At 59.1% G+C, this 4,450-nt stretch carries 5 protein-coding genes; 4 read left to right on the forward strand and 1 reads right to left on the reverse strand.

What is annotated here, in order from left to right:
- From J5J06_15180 to J5J06_15195, 4 genes are all read left to right on the forward strand, one after another.
- Positions 1-1,190: hypothetical protein (locus tag J5J06_15180; GenBank protein MCO6438431.1), on the forward strand; the 1,190-nt coding region annotated here is incomplete at its 5' end.
- Between the two features lie 148 nt (positions 1,191-1,338).
- Positions 1,339-2,283 carry a pentapeptide repeat-containing protein gene (locus J5J06_15185; protein ID MCO6438432.1) on the forward strand — a complete coding sequence of 315 codons (945 nt, stop codon included), beginning with the start codon at positions 1,339-1,341 and terminating at the stop codon, positions 2,281-2,283.
- A 43-nt stretch (positions 2,284-2,326) separates the two neighbouring features.
- Entirely contained in the window at positions 2,327-2,920 is a 594-nt protein-coding gene (locus J5J06_15190; GenBank protein ID MCO6438433.1) for an AHH domain-containing protein, read from the forward strand.
- Between the two features lie 164 nt (positions 2,921-3,084).
- A complete protein-coding gene (locus J5J06_15195; protein ID MCO6438434.1) occupies positions 3,085-3,468 on the forward strand; it encodes a hypothetical protein in 384 nt (127 codons plus the stop codon).
- Between the two features lie 27 nt (positions 3,469-3,495).
- Here the strand turns inward: J5J06_15195 and J5J06_15200 are convergent, their stop codons facing one another.
- Positions 3,496-4,101, reverse strand: coding sequence for a hypothetical protein (locus J5J06_15200; GenBank protein MCO6438435.1), 606 nt, complete (start codon positions 4,099-4,101; stop codon positions 3,496-3,498).
- Between the last annotated feature and the right edge of the window lie 349 nt (positions 4,102-4,450).

The raw sequence follows: 4,450 nt of genomic DNA on the forward strand, positions 1-4,450 counted from the left end.
TGTCCGCCGACAAGCAGCACCTCGAAGCGGACGCCGAGGGGCTCTATTACGTCCGCAACCGGTGGTACAGCCCGACGCTGGGCCGGTTCCTGACCGCCGACCCGAACGCGACCGGCCTGCCGCTGCAGACGTTCGTCGACTACCACGGCGCGCCGCCGATGGTTCACCCGGCGATGTTCGACCCGCGGCTGCACCTGGCGGACGGCTCGAACCTGTATCAGTTTGCGGGGTCAAACCCGGTTAACGGGGGCGATCCGACCGGGCTGTTCAGTATTGGCGGAATGTTTAGCAGTGCGGTGAGCAACGCGTTCAACGCGTACAACGCGTACGAGTCCGCGAACGCGGTGATGCAGTTGGCGCTCGATCTGCAGCGGGCAACCGATATGCGGACCTTCCTGCTCGAAGCGGCCATCGGATTCGCCATGGACCGGGCCGGCGGGAAGGTCTTTGATGCTCTCGGCAGTGCGTTGAATCGCGTTGGAAAGTTCTTCAACGGTCTGCGGCAGGCCAACTACTGCAAGCGCAGCTTCGTCGCCGGCACCGAGGTGCAGACGCCCGACGGCGTGATGTTCATCGAGAGCATCGCCGTCGGCGACCAGGTCATCACCCGCCACGAAGACTGGCCGGGGGCGCCGGCCACCGTCGGCACCGTCACCGCCATCAGCGCCCGGCTGACGCACACCGGCGTCCTTTGGTTGACCTTCGACACCGGCGAGACCCTCGGCGTCACGCCGAACCACGAGCTCTGGACCTACGAGGACGGCTGGATCGCCGCCGCCCACGTCCAGCCCGGCGACCACCTGGAGCACGCCTGCGGCATGGCCGTCGCCGTTGTCGATCGCGTCTATGACCCGTCGCCGACGTTCGTGTATGATCTCACGGTCGACGGAACGTGGACGTTCTTCGCGGGTGAGCTGTGGGTTCATAACTGCCCGGAACCATTTCCGAACAAGAAGTTCAAAAATCCGGCACGTTTCGAACAGGAAGGGTGGATCTACAGCAGAGTAGCTGAGCTGCGTAGTGAACTTGGCCCAGACAACGTACGTTCGTGGGATGAGATTGAAAGAATGATCCGGCAGGAGCTGCAAGAGCACAAGTCGCAAATCGAGCAGGCGAGCAAAGGTCGGTACAACGAATTGCTCAAGTGGCTGTCGCACTATATGCAGAATATGCGAACGTCCGGGAACTAATGCCCACATGCAACAGATCCTCGATGCAATTGGGTCGACAGCACATGTCGCAGAACGGCAGGCTCTGATCGACGAGGCCAGAATGGCGGCCTGCGCCGATCGACACGGCGCGTGCATCGTTGAGGGAGCGATACTGAACGACCTAGATATGTCTGATCTCGACCTCGCCAGCGTGTGGTTTCGGGGATCGACGTTCAATGGCGTGAAGATGGACAACACCATTTTCTCGGCGTGTCATGATTGCGTGTTCAACGGTGTCCAGGGAACAAGCACCTACTTCGGTCAACTGAAGAACTGCTCAATGTGGGGTGCAGTGCTCCCCGAGGCTGAACTGACGACCCTGCTCGACGGATGTACAATTGAGAACACGTCTTTGGCTGGTGTAAGGTTTAAGCCTCTTGATCGTCTGGCCGGGCGGGACATCGCGCAACATTCCCGATTTCTGAACGTGATCACCGACTTTGCCGACTGCGCGGGATGCGACCTCCGCGGGCACACGTTCTCCGGCTGCAGCTTCAGGAATGCTCGTGCTTCGCTCGCCAATTTCGCGGGTTGCGATATTTCCGATACTTCGTTCGCCTTCTGCAATGTCGTACGCGCCAATTTTGACCGCACGTCCTGCACCTCATGCGATTTTGAACAGACGGTGATCCTGCGGGAGCAAATCCCGGCCCTACGACACTTTGTGGCATCGAATTGCTGGCATGTCGTGGCCGCACCTTCGACCGATGCCGTTGCGGCTGCGTGTCGCAATCTTCGTTCGCGAGGAGCAACCATTAGCTGGACCATGACGCCACAACGCGGGATTCGCGACGACCGGCTTGTCGTCTCGGCCGAGGAGGACAACTGGCCACAATATCGCGGCGCTGCTCTCAAAGGCAGGCGCTCCGCAGTGCAACGGTCATATACGCCCGACAAATCGCGGGACCTTGTGGAGCTGCTGATTGACTTCGCGTGTGATTACGTCGGCTGGGGCTTCAACCCGTCGACTCTTGAAGTTGTTCAGAATGAACCAGTCGGAATTGCCGGGCGCGACGACGAATGGAGGGTGCTGATAGCGTCGTTGATCGATCCATTGTGGAGTGAAACGTAGTCGGTCAGACCCGTCAAGCACCTCAATCACCCCAAGCGGCACGGTGGCCCACATCAATGCCTGCCTGCCCCACACCGGCGTCCTCTGGCTGACCTTCGACACCGGCGAGACCCTCGGCGTCACGCCGAACCACGAGCTCTGGACCTACGAGGACGGCTGGATCGCCGCCGCCCACGTCCAGCCCGGCGACCACCTCGACCACGCCTGCGGCATGGCCGTCGCCGTCGTCGATCGCGTCTATGACCCGTCGCCGACGTTCGTGTATGATCTCACCGTCGACGGAACGTGGACGTTCTTCGCGGGTGAGCTGTGGGTTCACAATAGTTCGTGCTCGCATCATTTAGCGACTGATAAAAACTATGTCCGCGCTCCTCAGTGGTCACAAGCCTTCGACGAGATGTTTGCATCAGCGGGCATGAAGCTAAGCGACAAAGAGAACAAGTTGATCATGGATTTCTTCACTCACCGTAGTCTTGCCCCGCATTCGCAAGGTTATCACCGATGGGTCTTCCAAACTCTGCAGGAGGCGCTTGCGGGCAAAGCCGGCCAAGAAGAGCGCCAGAATGCGCTGAAGAAGGCGCTCGCACAGATTCAAGCGGCATTGGAACGTGATCCATACCTTCTACGGCAGCCATGAATCAGCGGTACTACGGGATGAGCTGCATGGGAAATGATCGTCCGCTTGCGCGGTGCGCAATTCCGATTGCCCGAGAAGTGGAGCTCTGGCTTGGAAAGGAAATTGACGATTGGCATCCAGCACTCGCACCGTTAGTTTTCGATGATCCAAATTCGGCTGAAGACATGCCGTGGATCATTCAAGGTCACACAATCGTCTCGGACCGCCTCAAGGAGATGATTGAACAGAAGTTTCCGGGCCATGCACAATTTGTGCCAACGCAGTTGTCGCAGAATCAGGTGATCCAGGCGTATTGGGTCGTAAATTGGTTGCATGTACTGGAGGTCTTCGACCTAAACAGCGTCGGTTATTACGACGAGGACGGTGACTACCAATTCTATGACGCGCGTCCTGCCATCCCCATCAGGCGCATTCCGGCGGAGGTACACGTCTTCCGACCGTTCATGCTCCAAAGTCGGCAAGTCGTGTCGAGCACGTTTCGTGACGTAGTTGAGACGCACGGGTTCACCGGACCGCAGTTCTACGACATCCCGATAGCCATGGAATAGGCGTAGACGCGGAGAGCGTGAACACGGTCATTGCAGTTTGGGAATGGGGGGTAGCTCAACGTAGTCGCCGCCGCTGAATCCAACAACGACTCCGACATTGCCTGCGGGTCGAAATGCTTTTGCTATGAGCGGATCCCGTAGGAGGTTCCGCACCACAAATGCGGTGTAGGCGAGGTTGATCGGGTACATCGCATCACTGCCAAGGCTTCCGGGGCTGGACGCGATTCGTGACGCTTCGGTAAGGACCGTAGCGCGAGCCGTCGCACGTGGACACCAATCATTCGACGCAGCCCACTCGATCCCGATTCGGTCGTAGTGGGCCGCGCCCTTCACAAAGATCTCGGTCGATACGGCGCTCTGTGCATCCACATCATCGCGTACACCTCCAACTATCGTCTCCACGCCAAACCAGAGACCGGCTAACGTGAGAGGCGGCGGATCTAGAGCGAGTGTAGATTGGAGCCACGCTCGAATCGAGGAACAGTCAGAATAGTCGAGTGACCGAAGCCTGGCCCAATCAGGGTGTGGCTGGATGTGCTGACAGAGCTCTAGAACGCGCTGGATGTCAGCCTCGATCTCGGTTCCGGAATTCACCCGTTCCTGGATTGCCTTAAAGACTGCGACATAGTCCATAGTACCTCCACCTCGCCCAGTTCATTCTGCCGATCCCATGCCTATCGTAGGCCTGAAAGTTCGAGGCTGTCACGGACGTTATTCGCGATTCGCCCTCGAATAACCATCCACTGAGCCGGATACCAAAGCGAGCCTACCACGACTCCGGGATTTATCCAAGGTACTTCAAGCTGGCTCGGAAGTCTTAACGTCACCGCCTTGGTCGACGGCGCCGGCAACGTCCGGCAGCAGTGGGCCTACAACCCCTACGGCCAGCCGATCGCCCGCGACCAGCTCCTCGGCGGGTACGTCAACCGCATCGGCTTCCAGGGCCTGCCGTTCGTCAACCCCGCCGCCCGGGCGCTGGTGT

The sequence above is a fragment of the Phycisphaerae bacterium genome (genome assembly GCA_024102815.1).
GTDB lineage: Bacteria > Planctomycetota > Phycisphaerae > UBA1845 > UBA1845 > JAGFJJ01.

What these genes read in the sequence shown, in the direction of transcription:
- J5J06_15185 (MCO6438432.1), top strand. Translation starts at nt 1,339, where the DNA reads ATGTCTGATCTCGACCTCGCCAGCGTGTGGTTTCGGGGATCGACGTTC.
- J5J06_15195 (MCO6438434.1), top strand. Translation starts at nt 3,085, where the DNA reads ATGCCGTGGATCATTCAAGGTCACACAATCGTCTCGGACCGCCTCAAG.
- J5J06_15200 (MCO6438435.1), bottom strand. Translation starts at nt 4,101, where the DNA reads ATGGACTATGTCGCAGTCTTTAAGGCAATCCAGGAACGGGTGAATTCC.